The sequence below is a fragment of the Ruegeria sp. genome, assembly GCF_965199275.1.
In the GTDB taxonomy this organism is placed as follows: Bacteria; Pseudomonadota; Alphaproteobacteria; order Rhodobacterales; family Rhodobacteraceae; genus Ruegeria.
Genome location: NZ_CBDAQX010000023.1, coordinates 12524 through 37967 on the forward strand (window position 1 = coordinate 12524; position 25444 = coordinate 37967).

The window sequence follows — 25444 nt, forward strand, 5'->3', positions numbered from 1 at the left end:
AGCGATGGTATCGGTTCGTTCAGTATTGCGTCAAATTCCCGACCCGCGCGGTAAAAAGGGCCGTCAACACCCACTTGAAGCGCTGGTCGGGTTGATGCTTCTCTCCATGCTCAGTGGGCGCAAGGGTATGATGGCGGCGTTCCGCCTTGGTCGTACGCTCACGCCGCGTCAACTCATGCGCTTGGGGTTCCGTCGCGGGCGCGCGTCACCCTGCCATGCAACGCTAACGGAAACGCTACGTATCCTCGACCCGGCTACCCTGGCGCAGGCGTTTGGGCGGCTTACGGCACCAGCACAAGATGATGAAGCTCACCATCAGATCGCCATTGATGGCAAAACTCTACGCGGCAGCAAGGACGCGGCAGGCAAGGCGGAACATGTGTTGTCGGGGTTCTGCGCGACGCTTGAACAATCCGTCGGACACACATCATCGCGTGGCAAGGGCATGGAAATACCTGATGCCCTGCGGCTGCTGAACCAGATTGACCTTGCGGGACAGATCGTCACCGGGGATGCCATTTTCTGCCAAAAAACAGTCACTTCCAAAGTTGTGGAGAGGGGTGGCGATTACGTGTTCCCTGTAAAGAACAATCAGAAAGACCTGCGGGGAGAAATCGAAACGGCGTTCAAGACGCCGGTTTTTCCCCCTGTTGGAATGGCGGGAGACGCCGCAATCGGGGCACGGCAGAATCGACCAGCGTTGCATCGAACTCCTTCCCGTCGAGGCATTGAGTGAGCACATGCGCAAGCAGTGGCCAACGATCCGCAGTATCGCCTGCATCAGCCGAACCCGCGAGCATATCCGCGCCGGGCAGATTACCAGAACACAGGCCGAGACAGTGTATCTCATCACCAGCCTGACGCGGCCCAAACCCAAAGACATCCTGCGCCTGAACCGTAACCATTGGCGCATCGAGACCATGCACCGCGACAAGGATGTCACTCTGGGAGAGGATCGCTACACCAACCGATCTGACAACGCGCCACGCAATATCTTTACCCTTGTCAGCGCGACCAGAACCTTGCTCAAGCGCATATCGAAATCACCAACAAAGGCTATCGAAATGATGCAGGACAACCGCGCAAGGGCTATCAGAATCGTCACAGATCAACCCAAAAACACCTTTCTCTGAATCGCCCTGATCATTATTCAATGCCGATTGACAGATGTGGACGCGCTCAAGATAATGGCGCGCGCGCTCTTCGGCCTGCGCTCGGCTCAGGCCCCTCGCCTTGATGGGGCCAAGTGTCAAGTTGTCTAGAACGCTCAGATGCGGGAACAGGTTGAACTGCTGAAACACCATGCCGACCTCGGACCGGATCGTGGCTGCGGATCTGGCGTCATCCTTCAGCTCGACGCCGTCAATGCGGATCGTGCCTTTCTGGTGTTTCTCCAATTGGTTGATACAGCGCACGACCGTGGACTTACCCGAGCCGGACGGCCCGCAGATCACAACCTTTTCACCACTATTGACCGTGAGGTTGATATTCTTGAGGACATGGAACGTATCGAACCACTTGTTCACATCGACAAGCTCGATGGCGGGGTCTGGCATTGGTCGATCTGTCCCTAGTTTGCGCGGGTGGATTGATTTATTGGGCCTGCGCCCCCTATCCCGCTTAAAACAACGAACTATATATGGCAGCAAGTCCCAGCTGCCACCAACAGGAGAATTAAATGAACACAATCTGGAGAGCAGCCGCTGCCGCTGCGCTTGGTCTGGTCTTGTCAGGCGCAGCCCAGGCGCAATCGGCACTGAACGAAATCCTGGATTCCGGTGTGTTGAAGGTCGGCACGACCGGTGACTGGAACCCGATGTCCCTTCGGGATCCGGCCACCAACAGCTACAAAGGCTACGACATCGACATCATGAACGAACTCGCCGCCGATTTGGGAGTTGAGGTCGAATACGTCCCGACCGATTGGAAAACACTGGTGAACGGCGTTGTGGCGAAGAAATACCACCTGACCGGCTCGGCCTCGATCTCGCCGCCGCGGATGAAGGTTGCCGGATTCTCGGACAGCTATATCTCGTTTGAGCTGTTCCCATACACGACCAAGGACAAGGCCGACAAATTCGACGGCTATGAGTCGATCAACCAGCCGGGTGTGACGGTCGCAACAACGCTGGGCACAACCTTTGAGAAGCGCGTCCGCGAGTGGTTCCCGAATGCCGAGATCAAAGTGGTCGAAGCCCCCGCACGTGGTTTTCAAGAAGTGATCGCCGGACGGGCCGATGTGTTCATCACATCGAACATCGAAGGCTTCACCTTGGAAGAGAAGTTCCCGATCGAGCGTGTTAAGAACGCCGGACCACGTTCCCCTTCACCCATCGCGATGATCCTGCCGCAGGATGATCAGGTCTGGATCAACTACGTGAACAACTGGATTGAGGTGAAGAAAGCCCAGGGCTTCTTTGAGGAAAACCAAAAGAAATGGGGTCTGTGAACCTGCCAACGCCCGGCCCCACGGCCGGGCGTTTTCTTGCCGGTCGCGTGGGTAAACAGGTCAGTCAATAAACTCAGGTCACCAGCGCGTGACATTCCATGTCAGGCAATTGCAACTTGTTAGAACACCGGTCACCTTGAGTCTCGGAAGGAGACATACCATGACCCGGACTGCATATCTCGACTACCTAAAACCCGCCCTGTTGTTCACCTTGATTGCACTGGCCGCAACCTTGCGCGCCGTTCCGGCCCCGGCTGCAGGGACCGAGACCCTGACGGTTGCCGGCGGATGTTTCTGGTGTGTTGAATCCGATTTCGAATCCGTACCCGGCGTCATAGGCGCCGTGTCCGGGTTCACGGGTGGTTCTGTCTCGAACCCGACATATGATCAGGTGACCAAAGGCGGCACGGGCCATTACGAGGCGGTTCAGATCACGTTTGATCCCGCGCGCGTCTCACGTGAAACGCTTCTGAACATGTTCTTCCGTTCGGTCGATCCCACAGATGCGGGCGGTCAATTCTGCGACCGTGGTGACAGCTACCGCACGGCGATCTTCGTCTCTAACGCAGGGGAAAAAGCGCTTGCGCAACAGGCAAAGACCAACGCGCAACGAGCGCTTGGCCAAACGGTCGTCACCCCGATCCTGCAGGAGGGCGCGTTTTATCCGGCCGAGGCATACCATCAGGACTACTACAAAGGCGACAAGCTGGTCTTCACCCGCTTTGGCCCTAAGCGTCAGAGGAATGCCTATAAAGCCTACCGCAATGCCTGCGGTCGGGATACTCGGGTGAAGCAGCTTTGGGGAAGTGACGCGCCCTTTGCCGGATCTTAATCCAACTGCGCGTCCCGGACTTCCCTCAGATCCGGAATGACATCTGCAGTGCCGTGCCGCGTGACCATCAAGGCCGCGGCGCGGTTCGCTTGTAGAATGGCCTGTTCCATCGGCATGCCACGGTCCATCCCGGCCAGAACATAGCCGGTGAATGTATCCCCCGCGCCCGTCGTATCCACGGCCTGCACCTTATGCGCGGCGAATTCCACGGGATCACACCCCTGCTGCAGATATCGCGCGCCTTTCGATCCAAGCGTAACGATCACATGGCGTACCGGCAGTTCCGCTGCATCCAGCCCGGTTTCCTGCTGTAGTTGCTCGGCCTCGACTTCGTTGAGGATCAGGAAATCCAGATAGGGCAAAACCTCTTGTACCGATTGCGCCTGAAACGGCGCGGCGGCGTAGCAGACGGTCAGGCCAAGCTCATGCCCTAGACGAGCCGCTTCGACCTGAGCGTTGGTTTCGTTCTGTAAAACCAGAATATCCCCGGTATTGGCCGAGGCCAGCGCCTGCCCGATCTGCGCGCTGTCCAACGCATGGTTGGCACCGGGGTAGAGGATGATCAGGTTCTCGCCCTGCGCGTCCACCCCAATGATCGCGTGACCGGTCGGCACATCCACCTCGGCAATGAACCGCGTGTCGACGCCATATTCCGTCAGCCGATCCTTGGCCCAGCGCCCATCCGGACCGACAGCACCGATATGGCTGACCCGAGATCCCGCGCGCGATCCGGCAACGGACATATTGGCCCCTTTGCCGCCGAGAAATCGCTCAAGCCCGTCTGCCGCCAAGGTCTCCCCCGCCGCAGGCAAGTGCGGCAGGCCGTAAACCATGTCAGCATTGATCGAGCCCAGGTTCCAGATCGTCATGACTTGCCAATATCGCAGGAGGCCAGAATGGCCATGTTCAGGATATCATTGGCCGTCGATACGGTCGAGCAGATCTGGATCGGCTTTTCGACGCCAGACAGGATTGGGCCGATCACGGTAGCTCCGCCCATTTCCTGCATCAGTTTGGTCGAGATCGAGGCCGAGTGCCGCGCGGGCACGATCAGGATATTGGCCGGGCCGGTCAGGCGCTGGAACGGGTACCCGGCCTGCTGATCTACGTTCAGGGCAACATCGACGGTCATCTCGCCTTCGTATTCGAAATCAACGCCGCGCTGGTCCAGAACCGCAGGCGCGCGGTGCATCTTTTCGGCCCGCTCCGAGACCGGATAGCCAAAGGTCGAGAAGCTGACAAAAGCCACGCATGGTTCAAGCCCCATATGGCGAGCCACGTCGGCCGAGCGTTCAGCGATATTGGCCAAATCGTTCTCATCCGGTCATTCATGGACTAGAGTGTCACCGATCAGAACAATGCGCCCCTTGTGCAGCAACGCCGTCACGCCAGCTGCGCCATGAGCAGCGTCCGCGTCGAAGACATGGTTGATCCGGTCCAGCACGTGGGCCGATTTGCGTGTCGCCCCCGTCACAAGGCCGTCGCCATGCCCATGCGCCAGCATCAGTGATGAGAACACATGCCGGTCCCGGGCCGCCAAACGGTGGATATCCTTGGGGCTAAAACCTTTGCGTTGCAAACGGTTATACAGGAAATTCGAATAGGTCTCGAGATGCGCGGTGTTGGCGGCGTTCACCACCTCAAGCTCACGCACCGCATCGCCAAGACCAGCTTCTTCCAGCTTGGTTTTCACATCATCAGGACGCCCCACAACCAGCGCCTTGCCAAAGCCCGAGCGCTGATAGGTCACCGCCGCGCGCAACACGCGCGGATCGTCGCCCTCTGCAAAGATCATGCGGCTTTGTGCCTGGCGGGCACGGGCGTTCAGGCCGCGCAGGATGCTGGCGGTCGGGTCCATGCGGGACTTGAGGCTCAGCTCATAAGCCTCCATGTCGATGATCGGACGGCGGGCCGCTCCGGTATCCATCCCGGCCTTTGCGACCGCCGGAGGGATGCGGTGGATCAGGCGCGGGTCAAACGGCGTCGGGATGATATAATCGCGACCAAAGGTCAGCGACTTGCCGTAGGCCATGGCGACCTCGTCCGGCACATCCTCACGCGCCAGACGGGCCAGAGCATGGGCACAAGCGATCTTCATCTCGTCATTGATGGCGCGCGCGTGGATATCAAGCGCACCGCGGAACAAGTATGGGAAGCCCAAAACGTTGTTCACCTGGTTGGGATAGTCGCTGCGCCCGGTGGCAACGATCGCGTCAACGCGGACCTCATGCGCCTCTTCCGGCGTGATCTCAGGATCCGGGTTCGCCATCGCGAAAATCACCGGATTGTCGGCCATGCTGGCAACCATATCCTGCGTCACAGCCCCCTTGACCGAAACGCCCAGGAATACATCCGCACCCTTCATAGCATCTTCAAGCGACCGCAAATCGGTTGAGATCGCATGGGCCGACTTCCACTGGTTCATACCCTCGGTCCGGCCCTGATAGATCACGCCTTTGGTGTCACAGACAATGCAGTTCTCATGTCGCGCACCCATCGACTTGAGCAATTCGATACAGGCGATGCCCGCAGCACCCGCTCCGTTCAGAACGATCTTAACGTCCTCAATTTTCTTGCCCGAAATATGCAGCGCGTTCAGCAGACCCGCTGCACAGATCACCGCCGTGCCGTGCTGATCGTCATGGAAGACGGGGATGTCCATCTCTTCCTTGAGGCGCTGTTCGATGATGAAACATTCCGGCGCCTTGATGTCTTCGAGGTTGATGCCACCAAAGGTCGGCCCCATCAGACGCACCGCGCGGCAGAACTCATCCGGGTCTTCGGTGTCCAACTCGATATCGATCGAGTTCACGTCGGCGAACCGTTTGAACAGAACGGATTTCCCCTCCATCACCGGTTTCGACCCCAACGCGCCGAGATTGCCAAGACCCAGCACGGCGGTCCCGTTTGAGATCACAGCAACAAGATTGCCCTTGTTGGTATAATCATACGCCGTTTCAGGCGCTTCGGCGATGGCTTCACATGGCACCGCCACACCCGGGCTATAGGCCAGCGACAGATCGCGTTGCGTGGTCATGGGAACAGTGGCCTGCACCTCCCACTTGCCGGGGGTCGGGTCGAGGTGAAAGGCCAGCGCCTCTTCTTTGGTGATCTTCGCTTTGGGCATCTTAAATGTCGTTTCCATGACTTCGGGGCTGATGCGTCATAGCGCAGGCGCGCGCGCGCCTCAACGAGAATGAGTTTTCGGCTTTTACAGAAGATGGGGGATTTGTAAGGTCACGTCCGGAACACGCCAGAAGGGGGCCGCTTTTGTCCACAGTCACGCCGATGATGGCGCAGTATCTCGAGATCAAAGAGGCCCATGCCGACGCCCTGCTGTTCTACCGTATGGGCGATTTCTACGAGATGTTCTTCGAGGACGCCGTCAACGCCGCCGAAGCGCTGGACATCGCCCTGACCAAGCGCGGCAAACACAATGGTAACGATATCCCGATGTGTGGTGTCCCGGTGCATGCGGCCGAGGGTTATTTGCTGACCCTGATCCGCAAAGGGTTCCGCGTGGCCGTTTGCGAACAGATGGAAAGCCCAGCTGAAGCGAAGAAAAGAGGCTCTAAATCGGTGGTAAAGCGCGATGTCGTGCGTCTAGTGACGCCCGGCACGCTGACCGAAGACGCCCTGCTGGAAGCCCGCCGCCACAACTTTCTGGCCACTTATGCCGAGGTCCGTGATGAGGCCGCACTCGCCTGGGCCGATATCTCGACCGGGGCGTTTCACGTGATGCCTTTGACCTCCGTGCGCCTCAGCCCAGAGTTGGCACGTTTGGCGCCATCCGAGTTGATCGTTGCCGATGGGATGGAGCAATCGCTGAACGAAACCGTCCGCGATCTGGGAATCTCGCTGACGCCTGTTGGACGGGCCAGTTTCGACAGTACCGCGGCGGAAAAACGCATCTGCGGGCTGTTTCACGTGGGCGCGCTGGAGGCGTTCGGCTCCTTTGGACGGGCCGAAGTGTCGGCCATGGGTGCCCTGATCGACTATCTTGAGATCACGCAGAAGGGCAAACTGCCCCTGCTGCAAACACCCTTGAAGGAATCCGAAGACCGCGTGGTGCAGATCGATGCGGCCACGCGCCGCAATCTGGAACTAACCCGATCTCTGTCGGGCGGTCGCGCCGGATCGTTGTTGTCGGTGGTCGACCGCACCGTCACACCCGGCGGGGCACGATTGCTGGAACAGCGCCTCTCAAGCCCGTCTCGCAATCTGGATGTGATCCATTCCCGTCTCGACGCCGTCAGCTTTGCCGCCGAAGACAGCCTGATCTCCTCGGACCTGCGCGAGGCCCTGCGCAAAACCCCAGATTTGGACCGCGCCCTGTCTCGCCTGTCGCTTGAACGTGGCGGGCCTCGCGATCTGGCCGCCATCCGCAACGGCCTGACCCAAGCCGCTGCAATTGCGGGCATTTGCGAAGGGCAGGATCTGCCGGTCCTGCTGACAACCGCCTTACAAAACCTTGTTGGCTTTGACGACCTCCTGAACCTGCTGGATGAGGCTTTGGTGGCCGAACCGCCCCTGCTGGCCCGCGACGGTGGCTTCATTGCCCCCGGCTTTGACCCCGAACTGGACGAAGCGCGCACCCTGCGCGACGAAGGCCGATCCGTCATCGCCGGGTTTCAGCAGAAATATGCGGAACACACCGGGATCACCTCGCTGAAGATCAAGCACAACAACGTGTTGGGCTATTTCATCGAAACCACGGCCACTCATGCCGAGAAGATGCTGAACCCGCCGTTCTCCGAGACCTATATCCATCGCCAAACCACCGCCAATCAGGTGCGGTTCACGACGGTCGAACTCTCGGAGATCGAAACCCGTATCCTGAATGCTGGAAACTTGGCGCTTGAGATCGAGAAGCGGCTCTACAAAAGGCTTTCTGACGAAATTCTGGCCCTCGCCGCCCGCCTCAACCAAGCCGCCCGAGGACTGGCCGAGCTAGATCTGACCACCGCGCTGGCCGATCTCTCACGCGGTGAGGCTTGGTGTCGCCCGCAGGTAGATACTTCGCGCGCCTTTGCGGTTCAGGGGGGACGCCACCCTGTGGTGGAACACGCTCTACGCCAGCAAAGCGGCGACGCCTTCATCGCCAATGACTGTGATCTGAGCGCCGAAGACGGGGCCGCAATTTGGCTGCTGACCGGTCCCAACATGGCCGGTAAATCAACCTTCCTCCGCCAGAACGCCCTAATCGCCCTGCTGGCCCAAATGGGCAGCTACGTCCCTGCGGAACAGGCCCATATCGGCCTTGTCAGCCAGCTTTTCAGCCGGGTCGGAGCCTCTGACGACTTGGCCCGAGGTCGCTCGACCTTCATGGTCGAGATGGTCGAAACCGCCGCTATTCTGAATCAGGCCGATGACCGCGCCCTCGTCATTCTGGATGAAATCGGTCGCGGCACCGCCACCTATGACGGCCTCTCCATCGCCTGGGCCACGCTAGAGCACCTACACGCCGCCAACCAATGCCGGGCTTTGTTTGCCACGCACTACCACGAACTCACCGCGCTTGCTGGAAAGCTCAAAGGCGTCGACAACGCCACCGTCACCGTGAAGGAATGGGAGGGCGAGGTCATTTTCCTGCACGAGGTCCACAAAGGCGCCGCCGATCGGTCTTACGGTGTGCAGGTCGCCCAACTGGCGGGTCTGCCTGCCTCAGTCGTCGAGCGTGCCCGCATCGTGTTGGATCAACTGGAAAAAACCGAGCGTGAGGGTGGTAAACAAGAATCCCTGATCGACGACCTCCCGCTTTTCTCAGCCGCGTCACCGCCGCCGCCTGCACCGAAAGCCTCACCGGTCGCGGACATGCTGAACGACATCCTCCCGGACGAGCTGACCCCGCGCGAAGCCCTCGACCTGATCTACAAACTGAAAGAGGCGGCCAAATCCTGACCGCCCCTTCTTCTGTTCAAAAATACCTCCGCCGGAGGCTTGGCCTCGCAGAGGTCAATCAGCTCGCAGGTGTCGACGACACACCAACCTGCGCCGGGCGCAGCAAACGGTCGTGCAACATAAACCCTTCTGCTGACACCTGAATGATGTCCCCAGCGCGCGTTCCCGGCACTGGCGCTTCAAACATCGCCTCATGCACGTTCGGATCGAACCGATCCCCAACCTCCGGCGTGATCACTTCAATCCCATGTTTCTGGAACACGTCTTTCAGGGCGCGCATGGTCAGCTCGACACCTTCCAGCAAACCAGCAGCCACTTCTTTTTGCTCATCAGTCGCGGCCTCAAGCGCGCGTTTCATGTTGTCATAGACCGGCAGCATGTCGCGGGCCAGTTTCGACCCACCATATTGCTCCGCGTCCCGGCGGGCCTTGTCGCCACGCTTGCGTGCGTTTTCCGCATCAGCCAAAGCGCGCATGAACTTGTCTTTGTAGTCATCCCGCTCGGCGCGCAACTCATCCAGTTCCAGCGCCTCGTCGCTGATCTCAGCGAACTCTTCGGCCAATTCTTCCGCTTCGGCCGCCATGATGTCGTCCAGAAATTCTTCGTTCTTGGGCTCTGCCATCTCTTACCCTCTAGCTCCGGTCGGATATCAGCTTGCCGACCAGTTGCGCCGTATAATCCACGATCGGTACGATCCGTCCATAATTCAAACGTGTGGGCCCGATGACCCCAACCGCACCAATTATCTTACGATCAGCGTTCATATAAGGAGACACCACCAAAGAGGAACCCGAAAGTGAGAAAAGTTTGTTCTCGGAGCCAATAAAAATGCGTACACCCTCGCCTTCCTCGGTCAATTCAAGGAATTCGGCGATGTCGCGCTTGCGTTCCAGATCATCGAACAAGGTGCGAATGCGGTCCAACTCCTCAGCCTCACCCGAATCTGCAAGAAGATTCGCCCGACCACGCACGATCAGACGGGCCGAGTCGCTTCCATCCCCGTCCCAGGCCGCAATCCCGCTTTCCACCATCTCTCGGGCCAGAATGTCGATCTCTTGTTTGCGGGCATCAATCTGCGACAGCATCTGAAGGCGCACTTCGCTGAGCGTTCGCCCCTCGATCAGCGCATTCAGGAAATTCGCGGCCTCTCGCATCGAACTGGGCGTCTGACCCGGTGGCGGCGTGAACAGCCGATTTTCGACATGCCCATCCGAGAAAACTAGAACCACCAGCGCCCGATCATGCGCCAATGAGACAAACTCGATATGCTTGGTCTCGGCCTCGTGTTTTGGCGTCAAAACCAGTGATGCGCCATGTGTCACGTGTGACAAGGCCGAGCCCACGCGATCCAGCATTCCGCCTACATCACCCGCGTTAGAGCCTAAAGTCTCATCCAGTTTCTGCCGATCATCGGCGCCCAGATCTCCAACCTCAAGCAAACCGTCCACGAACATCCTTAGCCCCTGCTGCGTCGGAATTCGTCCTGCAGACACATGAGGGCTGTCGAGCAGACCCAGAAACTCAAGATCCTGCATCACATTGCGCACGGTCGCTGCGCTGACTTTTTCTGAGAGAGTCCGCGTCAAGGTGCGGCTTCCAACCGGCTCACCGCTTTCCAGATAGCTGTCGACGATCAGCCGAAACACCTCACGCGACCGGTCGTTCATCTCTGACAGAATTCTGCTGGCTTCGCTCATTCTCGGTCCCCTGCTGGACTGCCATTAAATCGCAGGTAAATGAAAGGTCAATCGGGGTTGCATCGTAATGCCGCAGGACGTTATCCCCAACCTAGCAAACAAAGGAATTCCCATGCGACCCTCAGGACGTGATCTAAACGAAATGCGCGCCGTTTCAATCGAGACGGGCTTCACCAAACATGCCGAAGGATCTTGCCTGATCAAGATGGGCGACACCCACGTGCTGTGTACTGCCACGATCGAGGATCGCGTACCGCCCTTCATCAAAGGCTCGGGCCTTGGCTGGGTCACCGCCGAATACGGCATGCTACCCCGCGCAACCAACACCCGGATGCGGCGTGAGGCGGCCTCGGGCAAGCAAGGTGGTCGTACCGTAGAAATCCAGCGCCTGATCGGCCGCGCCCTGCGCGCCGGCGTCGACCGGGTTGCATTGGGTGAGCGTCAGATCACTGTGGATTGCGATGTCATCCAGGCGGATGGCGGCACCCGCTGCGCCTCGATCACCGGCGGCTGGGTCGCGCTGCGGCTGGCTGTGAACAAGCTGATGAAAGCGGGCGATGTGATCTCGGATCCCTTGGTAGACCCTGTTGCGGCGGTATCTTGCGGAATTTACGCCGGTCAGCCAGTGCTGGACCTCGACTACCCCGAAGACAGAGAGGCGGGCGTGGACGGCAACTTCATCATGACCGGCTCGGGCAAACTGATCGAAGTCCAGATGAGCGCCGAAGGCTCGGTCTTCAGCCGCGCGCAGATGGATCAACTGATGGATCTGGCCGAAAAAGGCGCGGGTGAGCTGGCTGCCGCCCAAAAGGCAGCCACCGCATGACCCGCAAGTTCGACGGCGACAGGCTGTTGGTCGCCACACATAACAAAGGCAAGCTTGAGGAGATGGCGCATCTCCTCAACCCCTTTGGCGTGACCGTGGTTAGCGCGGCAGAAATGAACCTGCCCGAACCGGACGAGACTGAAGATACCTTTGTCGGCAATGCCCGGATCAAAGCGCATGCTGCCGCCAAGGCCACCGGCCTGCCTGCCCTGTCGGACGATTCCGGGATCACCATCGACGCGCTGGACGGCGCGCCGGGCGTCTATACGGCCGATTGGGCCGAAACCGACAATGGCCGCGATTTCATGATGGCCATGACCCGTGCACATGACGAACTGGAGGCCAAGAACGCAGCGCATCCGCGCACCGCGCAATTTCGCTGCGCGCTGGTTCTGGCCTGGCCCGACGGTCATGACGAAGTGTTCGAAGGCATCGCACCCGGTCATCTCGTCTGGCCAATCCGAGGTAAGGACGGCTTCGGGTATGACCCTATGTTTGTCCCCGAAGGTCACGACATTACCTTTGCCGAGATGGATCGTTGGGAAAAGAACAAGATCAGCCATCGCGGCCGCGCGGTGGAGATGTTCGTGAAGGGCTGCTTTGGCGGATGATTGGCGCAACGGGGGCTTTGGCCTGTATGTGCATTGGCCCTTTTGCGAGGCCAAGTGTCCCTATTGCGATTTCAACAGCCATGTTTCTAAAAGTATTGATCAAAAACAATGGCTTGATGCTTATCTAGCCGAACTGCGCCGATCAGCCGGTGAAACGCCCGACAGGGTTCTCAATACGATCTTCTTTGGCGGTGGCACCCCGTCACTGATGAACCCCGACACCGTTTCAGCCGTGATTGACGAAGCCCGCAGCCTCTGGCGGCCCGCCAACGATATGGAAATTTCGCTCGAGGCCAACCCCGGCTCGGTCGAGGCCGGGCGCTTTGCCGCCTATCGTGACGCTGGCGTCAATCGGATTTCGATGGGTGTGCAGGCGCTGAATGATGAAGACCTCCGTCGCTTGGGTCGCATCCATACGGTCGCCGAAGCACGCGCGGCCTTCGACATCTCCCGCACCTGTTTCGACCGCGTCAGTTTTGACCTCATCTATGCGCGCCAGTACCAGACGCTTACTTCTTGGCAGGCCGAGTTGACCGAGGCCCTCTCTATGGCCGTCGATCACCTGTCGCTCTATCAGCTGACGATCGAGGAGGGCACCGCCTTTGGGGATCGCTATGCGGTCGGTAAATTGCGCGGTTTGCCCGAGGATGACCGCGCCGCCGATATGTATCTGGCCACGCAAGAGATCTGCGAGGCGCACGGCCTGCCAGCCTATGAAATCTCCAACCATGCCCGCCCCGGGTCCGAGTCTCAGCACAACCAGATCTATTGGCGTTACGGCGACTATGTTGGCATCGGACCCGGCGCGCATGGTCGTGTCACTTTGAACGGACGTAAATTCGCGACGGAGACCCATTTGTCGCCAAATACCTGGCTAAATGCGGTTTCCAACGGATCCGGAGAAAGTGATCGAACCGAGGTTCTTCCGGTGGAACAGGCAGCTGAATACCTTATGATGTGTCACCGACTGGCTGAAGGCCTGGATATGGAAAGGTTCAGCACTCTCTCCGGTCATCCGCTTCCCCAATACAAGCTCGACTCTCTCACCGACCTTGGCATGATCGAGCTGTCAGACACGCGCCTGAAAGCAACTAAAGATGGGCGTGCCGTTCTAAATGCGGTGATCCGCGAGTTGTTGGAGTAGCCGATGCAGTACCTCTGGGCCGGTCTTGGTTTGTTCTGCGTCACGCTCGCCATGGTCGGAGTGGTCTTGCCGCTTCTCCCAACCGTTCCATTTTTGCTGCTGGCCGCGTTTTTCTTTGCCCGCTCATCGTCCCGGCTGCACAACTGGCTTCTGACCCATCAGGTTTTTGGCCCGATGATTATCGATTGGCAGAGTTCCGGCGCGATCCGTCCGAGCGCAAAAAAGGCGGCCACCGTGTCGGTGGCCGCCGTCTTTGGCATTTCTGTTCTGTTGTCTTTGCCATCCTACGTCCTGATCATTCAGGCCGTGGTTCTAAGCTGCGTTATGATCTTTATCTGGACCCGCCCTAACGGCTGAGTTTGGCGCAAAGATCGTCCAACTGGTCCAGGTTCTCATAGGTCAAAACAACCTGACCCGTTTCTGTCCCGGCCTTATGGTTGATTGCAACCTTCATAGCCAAAATGGCTGAAAGGTCTTTCTCTAACGCGCGGGTATCTGCATCTTTGCCTGCATTCAGATCCCGAGACTTCGGAACGGGACGATCACCTGCGCCCTGCTGGTGCTTTTTCACCAGGGCTTCTGTGGCTCGCACCGAAAGCCCCTCTTTCACGACCTGTTTGGCCAGCTCGGATGGATTCTCGGCTGTGATCAAAGCTCGTGCATGGCCTGCGGATAATTTCCCTTCGATCACAAGGGCTTGCACATCCATCGGTAGAGATAAAAGCCGTAAGAGGTTAGCGATATGGCTGCGACTTTTACCCAAAGCCTCGGCCAGTTTCTCCTGTGTGTGACCGAAACGATCCATGAGCTGCTTGTAACCAGCGGCTTCTTCAACGGAATTCAGATCCGCCCGTTGGATATTCTCGATAATTGCAACTTCAAGAACCTCCGTATCATCAAAATCACGAATAATAACTGGAATATCATGCAGTTGCGCCATTTGCGCGGCGCGCCAACGGCGTTCCCCCGCAACGATTTCATACTCTCCAGCACCGATCGACCGCACGATCAACGGCTGGATGATTCCCTTTTCCTTGACCGAGGACGCCAGCTCATCCAACTGCTCTGGCTGGAAAGTCCTGCGCGGCTGGTTCGGGTTCGCCTTCAGCTTTTCGATTGGTACCGTCATATCCGGCCGGCGCGGCTCAACCGGTGAGCGTCCATCCGTTTCCTGCGTGACATCCGCCATAAGAGCCGACAGACCACGACCAAGACCCCTGGGTTTCGCTTTTTTGGCGCTCATGTCGCCCTCCTCATTGTCGCTTAAGCGACGACTTTGTTGTTCTTGTGCATGACTTCGCGGGCCAGATGACGATATGCCATCGCCCCAAGCGAGCCCGAGTCATATTGCAAAACTGGCAATGCGTAAGACGGCGCCTCACTGACCCGCACATTTCTGGGTATCTTGGTCTTAAAAACCATCTCACCCAAATTGTCACGTGCGTCTTTCTCGACCTGACGGGACAAGTTGTTGCGGTTGTCATACATGGTCAACACAATACCTTCGATTCTCAGATCTGGATTCGCCGTTTGGCGAACCTCTCGGATCGTCAGCATCAATTGAGATAAACCCTCCAGAGCAAAGAATTCACTCTGCAATGGAACAAGAACCGAATGCGAGGCAACCATTGCGTTCACGGTCAGCAGGTTCAAGGACGGAGGGCAATCAATCAAAACGAAATCCAGTTCAAACCCGTCTATTGAGGTTTGTCGCAAAGCGTCATGCAATAAGTAGCTGCGTTTTTCGTTTGAAATGAGTTCGATATCCGCCGAACTCAGATCGACAGTGGCCGGAATGACGAAAAGACCACCTATCTCTGTCTCTTGTATGACCGCCTCTAGCGGTGCGTCGTCCAAAATAAGATCATAAGTGGTCCAATCTCGGTCTTCGACACCCAATCCAGTCGACGCGTTGCCCTGCGGATCGAGATCAACAACCAGAACCCGGCAGCCAGCTTCGGCCAAACCCGCAGCCAGATTTATCGCCGTCGTGGTTTTCCCAACTCCGCCCTTCTGATTGGCAACCGCAATTATCCGGGGCCCTGAAGGACGAGAAAGATCAACCACGAGATACTCCTTTGATTTTAAGGATTACGGCTTGGGGCTCTGTTAGACTTGTAATCGGCTCAACATCGAATTTCCATTCTTCCTGAGCCTCTGACAGTTCTTTTTTCCAGTTCGCGCCTTTCGGCAACAAAGCAGTGCCGTTCTCGCTTAAATGCCTGTCACAAAAAGAAAATAATGTTCGCAGATCTGCCAAAGCACGGGCCGATAGAATATCAGCTTCAAGTGGATCAACGGATTCGATTCGTTTTGAAATGACCTGACACGTCACCCCACATTCACGTGCAACGTTCCTCAGGAATGCTGATTTTCTCTGATCACTTTCGACGAATTGGAAACGGGTGTTTGGCGACTCTTCCAGTGCCATAATCGCACACACCATCCCCGGAAATCCGCCTCCGGCTCCGATATCAACCCATCTGTCTGCGGTGGTTGCACATCGGAATACCTGGACGGAATCCAGAATATGTCGATCCCAAATATCCTCCAGACTGTTTCTTGAAACCAAGTTAATCTTGGGATTCCAGCGTTTCACCAGCTCCACATAAGTTTCCAGCCGGTCGAATGTTTCACGTGAAACATCGAACTTGGAAAAATCAGGCTTCATGCTTGTTTAACTTTTTGTTCGCGCCGAAGTTTTGCCAAAACCAAGGTCAAGGCCGCGGGTGTAACGCCTTCTACCCTACTGGCCTGAGCAATATTCCCGGGTTTTGCCTGAGACAGCTTTTGCTTCATTTCAGATGAAAGCCCATCCAAAGCAAAATAGTCGAAATCCCGGGGAATCTGATAGGCTTCGTCCCTCTTCATCGCTTCGACATCCCGCTGCTGCCGTGCGATGTAGTTTGCGTATAGCGCATCCCTAGTGACCTGAAGCCGGATATCTGGCGTCACCGTGTCCAGTTCGGGTATCAACGGCAGCAGGTCCTCAAAACCCACATCCGGAAAAGCCAAAATCGCCATTCCATCACGCCTATTCCCATCCTGATTGACATTGATGCCAGCGGCCAAAACTTCTTTTGGCGTATAGGTTTTTTCGCTCAAAAGCGATTTTGCGTCACTCAGTTGGTCCATCTTTTCTATGAAAGCTCGTCCACGCCTACTTCCAACACAGCCCAACTGCAATCCAATTGGGGTCAAACGCTGATCTGCATTATCTGCTCGAAGTGACAATCTGAATTCCGCACGAGAGGTGAACATCCGATACGGTTCCGCAACGCCTCGGGTGGTAAGATCATCTATCATGACACCGATGTAACTATCGACACGGGTGAAATGGATTGGCTCCTTGCCCTGAACAGCCAAAGCCGCATTGAGGCCAGCAACCATACCCTGAGCGGCAGCCTCCTCATATCCTGTAGTTCCGTTGATCTGACCAGCTAGATATAGGCCTGGAACCTCGGGCAAGGCCAAAGAAGCTGACAAGACACGAGGGTCAATATAGTCATACTCAATGGCGTAGCCAGGCTGCAGGATATCAGCATTCTCCAGACCTTTGATCGAACGAACATATTGTAGCTGCACATCTTGCGGCAGAGACGTTGAAATACCGTTGGGGTATATCGTGTGATCATTCACCCCTTCGGGCTCAAGGAAGATCTGATGCGAGTCTTTCTCTGCAAACCGAACAATCTTGTCTTCGATCGACGGGCAATATCTTGGGCCAACACCATCGATGTGCCCGCCATACATCGCTGACTTACTTAGGTTCTGTTCAATTATTTCATGTGTCTGAGCGTTCGTATGAGTAATCCCACACGAAATCTGAGGCGCAACAACGGATGTCGACAGGAACGAGAACAAGGTTGGTTCGTCGTCGCCATCCTGGCGTTCCAAACCTGACCAATCTATTGTGCGCCCGTCCAACCTCGGTGGGGTTCCCGTTTTCAAACGTCCAGTCGGAAGATCATACGCGTCCAAGCGCTCCGCCAATCGGATGGAGGGACGATCCCCCATGCGACCTCCGGGTCGCGAGACGCCTCCAATGTGAATTACACCTCGAAGGAACGTGCCGGACGTAAGAATGACGGACTTTGCCGAGATTTCTGATCCGTCGCCCAACTTAACTCCAGCGACACGATCCTGTGTCATCAGAAAGTCTACGACTTCACCAACAATAACAGACAGGTTTTCTTGCCTATCCGTTTCCTTTTGCATCGCGGCTCGGTAAAGCACCCTATCCGCTTGCGTCCTTGGGCCCTGCACTGCTGGCCCTTTTCGGCGGTTCAGCAGCCGGAACTGGATCCCTGCTTGGTCTGCAACACGTCCCATGACGCCGTCCAGGGCATCTATCTCGCGAACCAAGTGGCCTTTACCCAATCCTCCGATTGCAGGATTGCAGGACATCACACCGATATCTGCGGCTGATAGCGTGACCAATGCTGTCGAAACACCCATTCGGGCTGCAGCATGCGCAGCCTCGGTGCCCGCGTGCCCCGCGCCAATGACGACTACATCGAAGTCTGAATGTTTCACGTGAAACACTCCCTATTTTCCCAGACAGAAGCTCGAGAATATTTCATCTAACAGATCCTCGACACCTATTCTGCCCACCAAAGATTCAAGTGCGCGGACCGCAGTGCGCATCTCTTCTGCTGCTATATCATACAGGTCCGGACCCGATTCCAGAACCGACATTGCCGCAGTCAGTGCGTCCAATGCTTTAGTCAAAGCAATGCGATGGCGTTCTCGTGTCGCAATACCATGACTAGTGGTACGATTACTCAGTACACGCGATATGTTGGATATCAGCTGATCAATCCCTTGCCCGGTTTTACCTGAAACTCCACCGTCTTGGGGACTACGAAGATCCGCTTTCGGTGCCACCTGAATATCATCTGGCTGAATATCAACACCAAGATGCAACGGTTCGTCAGACAGGAACACACGCAGATCAGCAGCTTCAGCGCGTTTCTTAGCTAGTGCGATACCAAGGCTTTCAACGTGGTCGTCCGTATCGCGCAGACCGGCGGTGTCCAGTAGTGTCACCGGAAGTCCTGCCAGATCCATACGAACCTCAATGACGTCCCGCGTTGTCCCCGCATATTCTGATGTAATTGCAGCGTCTCGCCCAGCCAAAGCATTCAGCAAGGTAGACTTACCCGCGTTGGGAAGGCCGACGATTGCAACTTCGAACCCGGTTCGGATGCGTTCTGCTATCTGAACGCCATCTGCTTCGCGCTTCAAGTCCGCCATGACGCCCGAGATCAGGTCGCGCACTTCGGGGGTGACGTCGGTTGGAACCTCTTCATCTGCAAAGTCGATCACGGCCTCTAACAGAGAGGCAGCTCGGATCAGGTCACTCCGCCATCGCTCGGCCAGATTTCCCAACTCACCAGCGAGGATTGTTTGCGCCTGTTTGCGTTGGGCTTCCGTCTCGGCGTCGATCAAATCAGCAAGGCCTTCGACCTGGGCCAAATCCATCTTGCCGTTTTCCAACGCGCGGCGGGTGAACTCCCCTGGATCGGCAAGGCGTAGACCATCCGTTTCCGACAAGCAGCGCATGACAGCATTAACCGAGGCCGTACTTCCGTGAATCTGCAACTCAGCTACATCTTCACCGGTGAAGCTAGCCGGAGCCTTGAAGGTCAGCACCAGACCATCATCCAGACGAGCACCGTCAGCATCCATAAGAGTTCGCAGAGACATCCCACGCGCCGGAAGCGCGCCGCCAGTCATCCCGGCCGCGGCACCATGCGCGTCAGGACCAGAGAGGCGGATGACCGCCACCCCTGCTTTGCCTTGCGCGCTGGCCAAGGCGAATATCGTATCCATTCGAAGGCCTCGCGTCAGTTAAGACCTGTGTCAGGTGTTCATCGAATCGAAGAACTCGCCGTTTGTCTTCGTCTGTTTCAGCTTGGACAACAGGAACTCGATCGCATCGGTCGTGCCCATCGGGTTGAGGATGCGGCGCAGAACGAAGGTCTTGGCCAGATCGCCCTTGTCGACCAGCAGGTCCTCTTTCCGGGTCCCGGACTTGAGGATATCGATGGCCGGGAACACGCGCTTGTCTGCGATCTTGCGATCCAGAACGATTTCCGAGTTACCCGTGCCTTTGAATTCTTCGAAGATCACTTCGTCCATCCGGCTGCCGGTATCAATCAGCGCGGTGGCGATGATGGTCAGCGAGCCACCTTCCTCAATGTTCCGCGCAGCACCAAAGAACCGCTTGGGCCGTTGCAGAGCATTCGCGTCCACACCACCGGTTAGAACTTTACCCGAGGATGGGACCACAGTGTTAAATGCTCTACCAAGTCTTGTGATCGAGTCGAGGAGAATAACAACATCTCGTTTATGTTCAACCAAACGCTTGGCTTTTTCGATCACCATCTCGGACACGGCGACGTGGCGCGTTGCAGGTTCATCGAAGGTCGAGGACACGACCTCACCCTTCACCGAGCGCTGCATGTCGGTCACCTCTTCCGGGCGTTCGTCGATCAGCAGGACGATCAAGTAGCACTCAGGGTGGTTCTGTTCGATCGAGTGCGCGATATTCTGCAGGATCACCGTCTTACCGGTCCGCGGAGGTGCCACGATCAGCGACCGCTGGCCTTTACCGATGGGTGAGACCAGGTCGATCACACGGGCCGACTTGTCCTTGATGGTCGGGTCCTCTATCTCCATTTTCAGACGCTCATCCGGGTAGAGCGGCGTCAGGTTGTCGAAGAGGATTTTGTGCTTGGCCTTCTCAGGATCTTCAAAGTTGATCTTGGTGACCTTGGTCAGCGCAAAATACCGCTCGCTATCGTCGGGCGCTTTGATTTCGCCTTCAACGGTGTCACCAGTGCGCAGCGAGTGCTGACGGATCATGTCAGGCGAGACATAGATGTCGTCCGGACCCGGCAGATAGTTCGCCTCAGGCGAGCGCAGGAAGCCGAAGCCGTCTTGCAGGACCTCAAGCACACCGTCACCGCCAACAGTCCAGCCCTCATCCGCGCGTTCGCGCAGAATCTGGAACATCATCTCGCCTTTACGCATGGTCGAGGCGTTTTCGATCTCCAGCTCTTCGGCCATTGCCAGAAGGTCTTTGGGGCTTTTGGCTTTCAGGTCGGCCAGATTCAGGGATTCATTGGACATGATGCATACCTTCACCGCGGACTGCGGTTCGAAGTGGAATTTCAGTACGGAAAAGACGCCGCCCGGACGGGCGTGTTGACCCCTACATAGTTGTGTCAATCTGCGGAGTCAAACAGGCCCTTGCTGGAACGGCCCTCAGAACTTCAGAATGACCGCTAGAACGATGACAACCATCAGAACGGTCGGAACCTCGTTCATCATGCGATACTGCCGCCCAGTGAGCTTATTTCGCCCCTCAGCGAAATCCTTGCGGCGGGCCAACAGCCAATGATGAAACCAGGTCATACCAATCACGGCCGCACCCTTGAGCCAGGGCCATGCAAAATCCCAGCCGACGATGCCCGGTGTGAACACCATGATCAGACCACAAACCCATGCCACGATCATCGCAGGGCGCATGATCACACGCAGCAGCTTCTCTTCCATTTCGAAGAAGATGGTCTCAGCCCCGTTAACCGCTTGTGCTTTTTCTACGTGATAGACGAACAGACGGGGAAGGTAGAACAGTCCTGCCATCCACGAAATTACCGCCATGATGTGAAGGGACTTCACCCACGGGTAAATCGTGAAAAGAAGATCGGTCATCTCGGCTCCGGGTGCTGCTCGGAACTCTCCCTAATAAAAAAATAAGAAAGAAGAAAGGAAGATGGTTTTGTAGAGTGGGTAAAATCCGTGGATTACTTTTTTACCCATTGGTTTTCCCCAGGTGGACAGTTTTGCACGTGATTTGAGTGATTCTGTGAATTTGAAAAATAACTATTATAAAACAGTATCTTAACTCAAAATTCCGAGGATGCATCTGGGGATAACACCTTGAATAAATCCAGATTTCCCAGTTATCCGCTGTTTCCCAGTTATCCTTACCCTGATTGGATGATGTTTGAGCGACTCAGGGAAGTTTTTCGCGAAATTCCCGGGCTTGCGTGTCAATCTGAAAACCATACAAAGCGTCCAAGACCGCTCAACTATTTGCCCACGGGGTTGTCCACATGTCTGTCCCCATTGTCCTGGCCTCAGGATCCTCTATTCGCGCGCAGTTGCTGGAGGATGCAGGCGTGCCTTTCTCTGTTCAGATCGCGCGCGTGGACGAGGATAGCATAAAGCGTGCCTTGTTGGCTGAGGACGCCTCGCCGCGTGATATTGCCGATGCGCTGGCGGAAATGAAAGCGCGTAAGGTGAGTGACAAGACGCCCGGAGCGATGGTGCTGGGCTGCGATCAGGTTTTGGATTTCGATGGGCAGCTGCTGTCGAAGCCTCAGACGCCTGAGGATGCCTTTGCCCAGTTGAAAATGATGCGGGGCAAGCGGCACATGTTGCTTTCCGCGGCAGTGATCTATCAGGATGGAGAGCCGATCTGGCGTCATGTCGGTCAGGTGCGCTTGCGGATGCGGATGAGCTCGGATGCCTACCTGAGAGACTATGTCGACCGCAACTGGGACAGCATCCGCCACGCGGTGGGTGCATATAAGCTTGAGGAAGAAGGCGTGCGCCTGTTCGCAACCATTGACGGTGATTACTTTAACGTTTTGGGTATGCCACTGTTGGAGCTGCTCAACTATCTGGCTGTCAAAGGGGTGATTGATCAATGACGGACCACAAGATTCCTCTGGCCGGAGTGATCGGGCACCCGGTGGGCCATTCCCGCTCGCCCAAATTGCATGGGCATTGGCTGAAGACCTACGGGCTAGAGGGGCACTACGTCCCCATGGATGTCGCTCCGGCTGATCTGGAGACCGTTTTGCGCACCCTGCCCAAGGCCGGTTTTGTGGGAACAAACGTGACGGTACCGCATAAAGAGGCTGCCTTGCGTATTGCAGACCACGTCTCGGACCGGGCGACCGTGATCGGGGCCGCGAATACGCTGGTTTTCCGCGAGGATGGCTCGATCCATGCGGACAACACCGATGGCTATGGGTTCATGGAGAACCTGCGCGCTGGGGCACCGGATTGGAACGCCAAGGATGGCCCTGCCGTGGTCTTTGGCGCAGGTGGAGCGGCGCGCGCCGTGTTGCAGGCGCTGGCGGATGCAGGCGTGCCCGAGATCCTGCTGACCAACCGGACCCGCACCCGTGCCGATCATCTGAAAGAAGAATTCGGCCAGCGCATCACCGTTGTGGATTGGGTGCAAGCTGGCAACGTGATCGAAAACGCTGAGCTTGTGGTCAACACGACCTCTTTGGGCATGCAGGGTCAGCCCGAACTGCGGGTGCCATTGGATGGTTTGCAGCCGGGCGCGGTAGTGACCGATCTGGTCTACGCGCCGCTCAAAACCAACCTGCTGAAAACAGCGGAAGAGGCCGGATGCACCGTGGTCGATGGTCTGGGCATGCTGCTGCATCAGGCGGTTCCGGGCTTTGAACGTTGGTTCGGTGTGCGCCCCGAGGTCAATGACGATTTGCGCGCGGCCGTTCTGGCATGAAATTTGCGCTTGGCCTGACAGGCTCAATCGGGATGGGCAAAAGCACCACGGCGCAAATGTTCGTCGATGAAGGCTGCGCGCTTTGGGATGCGGATGCGGCGGTGCATCGTCTCTATGCCAAAGGTGGCGCGGCGGTTGGACCCATGGGTGACGGTTTTCCGTCGGCTATCGTAGAGGGCGCGGTCAGCCGCGAGGCATTGAAACGGATTATCTCCGAAGACAGTTCTGCGTTGAAACGGATCGAAGGGATCGTTCACCCTCTGGTCGCCGCAGATCGCGCCGCATTTCGCGAAAGTGCCGCGGCCGATATTCTGGTGTTCGACATCCCTCTTCTGTTCGAAACGGGCGGTGAGGCTGCGATGGATGCGGTCGCCTGCGTTCGGGTATCGCCTGATGAACAAAAACGCCGTGTGATGGAACGCGGTACAATGTCCGAAGCGCAATTCGAACAGATCCGCGCCAAGCAAATGCCGAATGACGAGAAATGCGCGCGCTCAGACTATGTGATCGACACCGACACTCTGGACCATGCCCGCGCGCAGGTGCAGGATGTGATCAGGCAGATACGGGCGGGGATGGCTGATGCGTGAGATTGTACTCGATACCGAAACCACGGGCTTTGATCCTGAAAGCGGTGACCGGATTGTCGAGATCGGCGCGGTCGAGCTGTGGAACCACGTGGCCACGGGCGAGACCTATCATGTTTATATCAACCCGGAACGCGGCATGCCGGAAGAGGCGTTTGGCGTGCATGGTATCGGCCCTGACTTGCTGGAAACCCCGCGCCCGCCCGAAAAGGGTGAGGTGACGCTGAAAGACAAACCGGTTTTTGCGAAGGTCGGTCAAGGGTTTCGCGAGTTTGTCGGCGACGCGAAATTGGTGATCCACAACGCCTCGTTCGACATGAAGTTCCTGAATGCCGAGCTGAAATGGATGGGCCTGCCGCCGATTCCGATGGATCAGGCGCTCGATACGCTCGCCATTGCGCGCAAGCGGTTTCCGGGCTCTCCGGCGTCGTTGGATGCGCTGTGTAGGCGGTTTAATATCGACAACTCAAACCGAGTGCTGCACGGCGCGCTTTTGGACTCGGAGATCCTGGCCGAGGTTTATCTAGAGCTGATCGGCGGACGCCAACCGGATTTCGGCCTGTCTACCTCGGCCGCGTCCGGCGCAGGTGGGGCAGATGACTGGCGTCCGACACCACGCGCGACGCCGCTGCCATCCCGGATCACCGAGGATGAGCGCGCAGCGCATGACGCATTTGTCGAGAAACTGGGCGAAAGCGCCCTGTGGACCCGCGCCTGATCCGGTCAGGCACGGGGCTCAAGGGATTTAGGCGTCGGTCTGCTCGGCCTGTTCCGCCTGAGCGGCCTGACGGCGCATTAGCTCGTTGCGGTAAAGTGCAACGAAATCAATGTTGTCCAGGTTCACCGGCGGATAGCCACCATCGCGGGTGACGTCGCTGACGATACGGCGCAGGAACGGGAACAGCATGCGCGGGCATTCGATCATCAGGAACGGGTGCAGCTGATCTTCTGGCACGCCTTCCACGTGGAACAGCCCGCAATAGTCCAGCTCACATAGGAACAGGACATCGTCCATGCCTTTGGCTTTCGAGGTCAGCTTCAGCTTGATCGAAACTTCGTACTGATGCTCGACCTGACGCTTTTTCGCGTCCAGGTTTACCTGAACCTGAATCTCGGGCTGTACGTCACCGGACACGCCTTTTTGCGCCATGACGTTTTCAAAGGACATATCACGAATGAACTGTCCCAGAACGCGCATCTGAACCTGAGGGGCGGCTTGAGCCGCAGTGTTTTCTGCAGCGTTTTCTTCGGCCATGGATCTACTCCAAAAATGAAATTCGACACTGCTTAGCAAGTTGCGCGCGGCACCTCAATGCTGGTGGGGACCTTCCACCCATTTTGACGGTTTCGAGGTGTCTTTACGCGGGCGCACCTCGGTAAACTCGCCGTCAATCACGTCGCCTTGTTCAAACGGTTCGCGCGGCTGTTGAAAGCCCGCGCCCGGCCCCATCTGGAACTGGGTCACGGTCACCTTGGACTTTAGATAGCGGAAAACAGCGATCCGCACGCTGGGGATTAACAGTGCAAACCCAACGGCATCGGTGAAAAAACCGGGTGTCAGCAGCAACGCTCCGGATAAAAGGATCATTGCGCCATGGGCCAAGGGCTCGGTTGGGTCGTCCAGAGTGGCGAAGGATTGCTGCAATTGCCCCAGCGCCATGCGACCTTGTGTCCGTACCAATGTGGTGCCCAAAACCGCCGTCAGAACCACGATGGCAAGGGTTGGCCACAAGCCGATCAGACCGCCAACCTGGATGAACAGGGCGATCTCGAGGATCGGAACCAATAAAAATGCCAAGAACAGGTACATTTGCGTTATCCTTTACCTATGGCCGAACTGT

25 protein-coding genes and 2 pseudogenes are annotated in these 25444 nt (G+C 57.1%); 13 read left to right on the forward strand and 14 right to left on the reverse strand.

What is annotated here, in order from left to right; all coding sequences use genetic code 11:
* The first annotated feature begins 4 nt into the window (after positions 1 to 4).
* Positions 5 to 736 carry an ISAs1 family transposase gene (locus ACOERD_RS22730; protein WP_419737869.1) on the forward strand — a complete coding sequence of 244 codons (732 nt, stop codon included), beginning with the start codon at positions 5 to 7 and terminating at the stop codon, positions 734 to 736.
* The gene (locus tag ACOERD_RS22735; protein WP_419737870.1) at positions 651 to 1133 is read left to right on the forward strand and encodes an ISAs1 family transposase; all 483 of its coding nucleotides are present in this window, start codon (positions 651 to 653) and stop codon (positions 1131 to 1133) included. Before ACOERD_RS22730 ends, ACOERD_RS22735 begins: the two co-directional genes overlap by 86 nt.
* A 21-nt stretch (positions 1134 to 1154) precedes the next feature.
* On the opposite strand, the pseudogene ACOERD_RS22740 reads toward ACOERD_RS22735, so the two are convergent.
* Positions 1155 to 1556, reverse strand: a pseudogene (locus ACOERD_RS22740) (ATP-binding cassette domain-containing protein); the annotation flags it as partial.
* A gap of 122 nt (positions 1557 to 1678) precedes the next feature.
* Here ACOERD_RS22740 and ACOERD_RS22745 point away from each other — a divergent pair.
* Both ACOERD_RS22745 and msrA read left to right on the forward strand, forming a co-directional pair.
* A complete protein-coding gene (locus ACOERD_RS22745) occupies positions 1679 to 2449 on the forward strand; it encodes a transporter substrate-binding domain-containing protein (RefSeq protein ID WP_419740573.1) in 771 nt (256 codons plus the stop codon).
* Positions 2450 to 2609: 160 nt separating this feature from the next.
* Entirely contained in the window at positions 2610 to 3281 is a 672-nt protein-coding gene (gene msrA, locus ACOERD_RS22750; protein WP_419740574.1) for a peptide-methionine (S)-S-oxide reductase MsrA, read from the forward strand.
* Here msrA and ACOERD_RS22755 read toward each other — a convergent pair.
* Both ACOERD_RS22755 and ACOERD_RS22760 read right to left on the reverse strand, forming a co-directional pair.
* On the reverse strand, positions 3278 to 4150 hold the full coding sequence (locus tag ACOERD_RS22755) for a ribokinase (RefSeq protein WP_419740575.1): 873 nt from the start codon (positions 4148 to 4150) through the stop codon (positions 3278 to 3280). The two genes, msrA and ACOERD_RS22755, sit on opposite strands and share 4 nt — an antisense overlap.
* Positions 4147 to 6408 (reverse strand): annotated as a pseudogene (locus ACOERD_RS22760) (NADP-dependent malic enzyme). Before ACOERD_RS22760 ends, ACOERD_RS22755 begins: the two are co-directional and overlap by 4 nt.
* Before the next feature lie 161 nt (positions 6409 to 6569).
* On the opposite strand from ACOERD_RS22760, the gene mutS reads away from it, so the two are divergent.
* The gene (mutS, locus tag ACOERD_RS22765; RefSeq protein WP_419740830.1) at positions 6570 to 9182 is read left to right on the forward strand and encodes a DNA mismatch repair protein MutS; all 2613 of its coding nucleotides are present in this window, start codon (positions 6570 to 6572) and stop codon (positions 9180 to 9182) included.
* Positions 9183 to 9240: 58 nt separating this feature from the next.
* On the opposite strand, the gene ACOERD_RS22770 is transcribed toward mutS, so the two are convergent.
* On the reverse strand, positions 9241 to 9804 hold the full coding sequence (locus ACOERD_RS22770; protein WP_170470713.1) for a nucleotide exchange factor GrpE: 564 nt from the start codon (positions 9802 to 9804) through the stop codon (positions 9241 to 9243).
* A 10-nt stretch (positions 9805 to 9814) separates the two neighbouring features.
* Positions 9815 to 10879, reverse strand: coding sequence for a heat-inducible transcriptional repressor HrcA (hrcA, locus tag ACOERD_RS22775; protein WP_419740576.1), 1065 nt, complete (start codon positions 10877 to 10879; stop codon positions 9815 to 9817).
* A 112-nt stretch (positions 10880 to 10991) separates the two neighbouring features.
* On the opposite strand from hrcA, the gene rph reads away from it, so the two are divergent.
* The 4 genes from rph to ACOERD_RS22795 are packed head-to-tail and all read left to right on the forward strand — an operon-like array spanning position 10992 to position 13817.
* Entirely contained in the window at positions 10992 to 11705 is a 714-nt protein-coding gene (gene rph / locus ACOERD_RS22780) for a ribonuclease PH (RefSeq protein ID WP_419740577.1), read from the forward strand.
* Positions 11702 to 12316 carry an RdgB/HAM1 family non-canonical purine NTP pyrophosphatase gene (rdgB, locus tag ACOERD_RS22785; protein ID WP_419740578.1) on the forward strand — a complete coding sequence of 205 codons (615 nt, stop codon included), beginning with the start codon at positions 11702 to 11704 and terminating at the stop codon, positions 12314 to 12316. The genes rph and rdgB overlap by 4 nt, the downstream gene beginning before the upstream one ends.
* Positions 12306 to 13460, forward strand: coding sequence for a radical SAM family heme chaperone HemW (hemW, locus tag ACOERD_RS22790; RefSeq protein WP_419740579.1), 1155 nt, complete (start codon positions 12306 to 12308; stop codon positions 13458 to 13460). The genes rdgB and hemW overlap by 11 nt, the downstream gene beginning before the upstream one ends.
* Positions 13461 to 13463: 3 nt before the next feature.
* On the forward strand, positions 13464 to 13817 hold the full coding sequence (locus tag ACOERD_RS22795) for a YbaN family protein (RefSeq protein WP_419740580.1): 354 nt from the start codon (positions 13464 to 13466) through the stop codon (positions 13815 to 13817).
* Here the strand turns inward: ACOERD_RS22795 and ACOERD_RS22800 are convergent.
* The 7 genes from ACOERD_RS22800 to ACOERD_RS22830 all read right to left on the reverse strand — a co-directional run bounded on the left by ACOERD_RS22800 (position 13807) and on the right by ACOERD_RS22830 (position 21182).
* Complete coding sequence (locus tag ACOERD_RS22800; RefSeq protein ID WP_419740581.1) at positions 13807 to 14703, reverse strand: ParB/RepB/Spo0J family partition protein; 897 nt, start codon at positions 14701 to 14703, stop codon at positions 13807 to 13809. The two genes, ACOERD_RS22795 and ACOERD_RS22800, sit on opposite strands and share 11 nt — an antisense overlap.
* A gap of 20 nt (positions 14704 to 14723) precedes the next feature.
* Complete coding sequence (locus tag ACOERD_RS22805) at positions 14724 to 15527, reverse strand: ParA family protein (protein ID WP_419740582.1); 804 nt, start codon at positions 15525 to 15527, stop codon at positions 14724 to 14726.
* Complete coding sequence (gene rsmG, locus ACOERD_RS22810) at positions 15520 to 16131, reverse strand: 16S rRNA (guanine(527)-N(7))-methyltransferase RsmG (RefSeq protein WP_419740583.1); 612 nt, start codon at positions 16129 to 16131, stop codon at positions 15520 to 15522. Before rsmG ends, ACOERD_RS22805 begins: the two co-directional genes overlap by 8 nt.
* Positions 16128 to 17996, reverse strand: a complete 1869-nt coding sequence (gene mnmG, locus ACOERD_RS22815) for a tRNA uridine-5-carboxymethylaminomethyl(34) synthesis enzyme MnmG (RefSeq protein ID WP_419740584.1) — start codon at positions 17994 to 17996, stop codon at positions 16128 to 16130. The genes rsmG and mnmG overlap by 4 nt, the downstream gene beginning before the upstream one ends.
* 12 nt (positions 17997 to 18008) lie before the next feature.
* Positions 18009 to 19295, reverse strand: a complete 1287-nt coding sequence (mnmE, locus tag ACOERD_RS22820; RefSeq protein ID WP_419740585.1) for a tRNA uridine-5-carboxymethylaminomethyl(34) synthesis GTPase MnmE — start codon at positions 19293 to 19295, stop codon at positions 18009 to 18011.
* A 30-nt stretch (positions 19296 to 19325) separates the two neighbouring features.
* Positions 19326 to 20597 carry a transcription termination factor Rho gene (gene rho, locus ACOERD_RS22825; RefSeq protein ID WP_170462843.1) on the reverse strand — a complete coding sequence of 424 codons (1272 nt, stop codon included), beginning with the start codon at positions 20595 to 20597 and terminating at the stop codon, positions 19326 to 19328.
* 135 nt (positions 20598 to 20732) lie between these two features.
* On the reverse strand, positions 20733 to 21182 hold the full coding sequence (locus tag ACOERD_RS22830) for a CopD family protein (protein ID WP_170720518.1): 450 nt from the start codon (positions 21180 to 21182) through the stop codon (positions 20733 to 20735).
* A 404-nt stretch (positions 21183 to 21586) separates the two neighbouring features.
* On the opposite strand from ACOERD_RS22830, the gene ACOERD_RS22835 reads away from it, so the two are divergent.
* From ACOERD_RS22835 to dnaQ, 4 genes are read left to right on the forward strand one after another with little or no spacing between them, the layout of a single operon-like run.
* Positions 21587 to 22186, forward strand: coding sequence for a Maf family protein (locus ACOERD_RS22835; protein ID WP_419740586.1), 600 nt, complete (start codon positions 21587 to 21589; stop codon positions 22184 to 22186).
* Positions 22183 to 23016: a shikimate dehydrogenase gene (locus ACOERD_RS22840; protein ID WP_419740587.1), complete on the forward strand. Its 834-nt coding sequence runs from the start codon at positions 22183 to 22185 to the stop codon at positions 23014 to 23016. Before ACOERD_RS22835 ends, ACOERD_RS22840 begins: the two co-directional genes overlap by 4 nt.
* On the forward strand, positions 23013 to 23606 hold the full coding sequence (coaE, locus tag ACOERD_RS22845; protein WP_419740588.1) for a dephospho-CoA kinase: 594 nt from the start codon (positions 23013 to 23015) through the stop codon (positions 23604 to 23606). The genes ACOERD_RS22840 and coaE overlap by 4 nt, the downstream gene beginning before the upstream one ends.
* Complete coding sequence (gene dnaQ, locus ACOERD_RS22850; RefSeq protein ID WP_419740589.1) at positions 23599 to 24321, forward strand: DNA polymerase III subunit epsilon; 723 nt, start codon at positions 23599 to 23601, stop codon at positions 24319 to 24321. The genes coaE and dnaQ overlap by 8 nt, the downstream gene beginning before the upstream one ends.
* 27 nt (positions 24322 to 24348) lie before the next feature.
* On the opposite strand, the gene secB is transcribed toward dnaQ, so the two are convergent.
* On the reverse strand, positions 24349 to 24858 hold the full coding sequence (secB, locus tag ACOERD_RS22855) for a protein-export chaperone SecB (protein WP_170380195.1): 510 nt from the start codon (positions 24856 to 24858) through the stop codon (positions 24349 to 24351).
* Positions 24859 to 24912: 54 nt separating this feature from the next.
* A complete protein-coding gene (locus ACOERD_RS22860) occupies positions 24913 to 25413 on the reverse strand; it encodes an FxsA family protein (protein WP_419740590.1) in 501 nt (166 codons plus the stop codon).
* Positions 25414 to 25444 lie beyond the last annotated feature (31 nt).

Excerpts from the sequence above, each read along its gene's own strand:
- ACOERD_RS22730 (WP_419737869.1), top strand. The coding sequence starts at position 5 with ATGGTATCGGTTCGTTCAGTATTGCGTCAAATTCCCGACCCGCGCGGT.
- ACOERD_RS22745 (WP_419740573.1), top strand. The coding sequence starts at position 1,679 with ATGAACACAATCTGGAGAGCAGCCGCTGCCGCTGCGCTTGGTCTGGTC.
- msrA (WP_419740574.1), top strand. The coding sequence starts at position 2,610 with ATGACCCGGACTGCATATCTCGACTACCTAAAACCCGCCCTGTTGTTC.
- ACOERD_RS22755 (WP_419740575.1), bottom strand. The coding sequence starts at position 4,150 with ATGACGATCTGGAACCTGGGCTCGATCAATGCTGACATGGTTTACGGC.
- mutS (WP_419740830.1), top strand. The coding sequence starts at position 6,570 with ATGATGGCGCAGTATCTCGAGATCAAAGAGGCCCATGCCGACGCCCTG.
- ACOERD_RS22770 (WP_170470713.1), bottom strand. The coding sequence starts at position 9,804 with ATGGCAGAGCCCAAGAACGAAGAATTTCTGGACGACATCATGGCGGCC.
- hrcA (WP_419740576.1), bottom strand. The coding sequence starts at position 10,879 with ATGAGCGAAGCCAGCAGAATTCTGTCAGAGATGAACGACCGGTCGCGT.
- rph (WP_419740577.1), top strand. The coding sequence starts at position 10,992 with ATGCGACCCTCAGGACGTGATCTAAACGAAATGCGCGCCGTTTCAATC.
- rdgB (WP_419740578.1), top strand. The coding sequence starts at position 11,702 with ATGACCCGCAAGTTCGACGGCGACAGGCTGTTGGTCGCCACACATAAC.
- ACOERD_RS22795 (WP_419740580.1), top strand. The coding sequence starts at position 13,464 with ATGCAGTACCTCTGGGCCGGTCTTGGTTTGTTCTGCGTCACGCTCGCC.
- ACOERD_RS22800 (WP_419740581.1), bottom strand. The coding sequence starts at position 14,703 with ATGAGCGCCAAAAAAGCGAAACCCAGGGGTCTTGGTCGTGGTCTGTCG.
- rsmG (WP_419740583.1), bottom strand. The coding sequence starts at position 16,131 with ATGAAGCCTGATTTTTCCAAGTTCGATGTTTCACGTGAAACATTCGAC.
- mnmE (WP_419740585.1), bottom strand. The coding sequence starts at position 19,295 with ATGGATACGATATTCGCCTTGGCCAGCGCGCAAGGCAAAGCAGGGGTG.
- rho (WP_170462843.1), bottom strand. The coding sequence starts at position 20,597 with ATGTCCAATGAATCCCTGAATCTGGCCGACCTGAAAGCCAAAAGCCCC.
- ACOERD_RS22830 (WP_170720518.1), bottom strand. The coding sequence starts at position 21,182 with ATGACCGATCTTCTTTTCACGATTTACCCGTGGGTGAAGTCCCTTCAC.
- ACOERD_RS22835 (WP_419740586.1), top strand. The coding sequence starts at position 21,587 with ATGTCTGTCCCCATTGTCCTGGCCTCAGGATCCTCTATTCGCGCGCAG.
- ACOERD_RS22840 (WP_419740587.1), top strand. The coding sequence starts at position 22,183 with ATGACGGACCACAAGATTCCTCTGGCCGGAGTGATCGGGCACCCGGTG.
- coaE (WP_419740588.1), top strand. The coding sequence starts at position 23,013 with ATGAAATTTGCGCTTGGCCTGACAGGCTCAATCGGGATGGGCAAAAGC.
- dnaQ (WP_419740589.1), top strand. The coding sequence starts at position 23,599 with ATGCGTGAGATTGTACTCGATACCGAAACCACGGGCTTTGATCCTGAA.
- secB (WP_170380195.1), bottom strand. The coding sequence starts at position 24,858 with ATGGCCGAAGAAAACGCTGCAGAAAACACTGCGGCTCAAGCCGCCCCT.
- ACOERD_RS22860 (WP_419740590.1), bottom strand. The coding sequence starts at position 25,413 with ATGTACCTGTTCTTGGCATTTTTATTGGTTCCGATCCTCGAGATCGCC.